Below are 1,776 nucleotides of genomic sequence, written 5' to 3'. Positions count from 1 at the left end.
CCTGTCTCAAGCGTAGGCGCATCGCCGAAGTCGGGGCTTTCGATATCGGAAATACCGATCAAGGCGGGGTCGCCCAGATGGACGGGCGCACCGTGCACACGAGGCATGTCGGTGGTGATCTGGATCGCGCGAATGGCGTGCGCCGCCGACATCGGGCGCAGGGATACCACCAGGTTGCCGTGGAAACGACCGGCACTGATCAGCGGGATATTGGTGCGATACATCGGCACGTTGCGCTTCAGGCGCGCATGGCGAACCTCGACACCCTCGTTGAGCAGTGCCTCTTCGAACGAGAACGAGCAGCCGATGGAAAACGCCACGAAATCGTCCTGCCACAGGGCGGCGATATCCTCGCGCGTTTCCTCAAGCTTGCCGTGACGATAGATGTGGTAGGCCGGCAGGTCGTGGCGCAGGTCGATGTTCTCACCGAGCCCTGTCGGGGCGGGAGAACCGACGGCCGTGACATCCAGCAACGGGCAGGCCTTGGGGTTGGCCTGGCAGAATTGCAGGAATTCGCCGGCAGCCTCGGCTGGCAGGATGATCAGGTTGGTCTGGGCGTAGCCGGCAGCGATACCGCTGGTGTGGCTGGCCCAATGACCGCTGCGGATCTGCTCGCGCGCCTCGCGGGGGGACGACGCGGCACTGAGAAGTGTCTGGGGCATCGTTGGAGCTTCTTGTGAAGTTGTTGTTGTCTGTCTTCACCATAAGAAGCGCACTCAGATAAATCCAATCGATTTTTATCGAGTTAAGCCATCGGAAATTCCTTTCATGTGGCGCGGGTCAGTAGAAACATCATGGCCGAAAGGGACGCTATGCAGGGTATGAAAGCCCGATAAGATCAGGCGATTCGTGAATGCGCCTCCTGATCCTGGCGGGCGATCTCGATGGCGAGTTCACACACGCCTTCGGCGAGGGCGCTTTCCATATGGGTCGGCCAGGAGGCGGTGAAGGTCAGTTCGGGCAGGTCGCAGGGCAGGCTGAGCAGGGTGCCCTGGCGGATTTCCTCGGCGACGATGCGTGGCGGGATGGCGCCGACGCCCAGGCCATCCAGCGTCATGCGCACGATGGTCCACAGCGAGCTTGAACAATGAAGCTTCACGTCATCCAGCCCCATCTGATGCAGCATGGAGCCGAGCTCATGGTGGGGTCGGCTGTTGCGGGCAAACGAGATCAGCGGCAGAGAATTCAGGCGCCGCAACGAGAAATTGTCTTCGGTGAAGCCCAGCGCGGGACTGATCACGAAGCCCATCGTGTAGTTGCAGAGAAAACGATTGAGCACGCTCTCTGCCGTCACCGGCCCCATCAGAAAGGCGAGGTCGATATCGCCGGCGGTAAGCATGGCGGCAAGTCCCGGGGAGCTGTCGACCTCGAGTTCCAGCGTGAGGTCCGGATAGCGGCGCGCCAGTTCGGCCAGAAAGCCGGGCAGCCAGCTATGCGCGACGGTCTCGACGACGCCCAGTCGCAGCACGCCCTGGAAGGGCGTATTCAACTCCATCATGGATAGCGCTTTCTGGCGCGCTTCCAGCAACGCCTCGGCGTGGCGATAGAATTCGCGCCCCTTGAGCGTCGGCTGTACCGGTCGGCGAGTGCGCTCCAGCAGGCGGGTCTCCAGCGTGGTTTCCAGCTTGTTGATGCGTTCGGAAATCGAGGGCTGGGTCAGATGCAGGTGCTGGGCGGCCAGTCGGAACGACCCCAGGCGCGTGATCCACACGAAGGCTTCCACTTCCTTGAAATCGAACATGGCCAGATCCTGTCGTGATTGATGCCGCAAGCTTG

The 1,776-nt window shown here is 61.6% G+C and carries 2 protein-coding genes; both read right to left on the bottom strand.

The window, feature by feature from the left end:
• Window positions 1-662: putative hydro-lyase (locus AC4FAH_RS13755; protein ID WP_490246228.1), on the bottom strand; the 662-nt coding region annotated here is incomplete at its 3' end.
• Window positions 663-838: 176 nt separating this feature from the next.
• The gene (locus tag AC4FAH_RS13750; RefSeq protein ID WP_064503238.1) at window positions 839-1,741 is read right to left on the bottom strand and encodes a LysR family transcriptional regulator; all 903 of its coding nucleotides are present in this window, start codon (window positions 1,739-1,741) and stop codon (window positions 839-841) included.
• Window positions 1,742-1,776 lie beyond the last annotated feature (35 nt).

It is taken from the genome of Cobetia sp. (genome assembly GCF_983723665.1).
This window is presented reverse-complemented; position numbering and strand designations above follow the sequence as displayed.

Bases quoted from the DNA above. Each gene is read 5' to 3' on its own strand.
- AC4FAH_RS13750 (WP_064503238.1), bottom strand. From the start codon at position 1,741: ATGTTCGATTTCAAGGAAGTGGAAGCCTTCGTGTGGATCACGCGCCTG.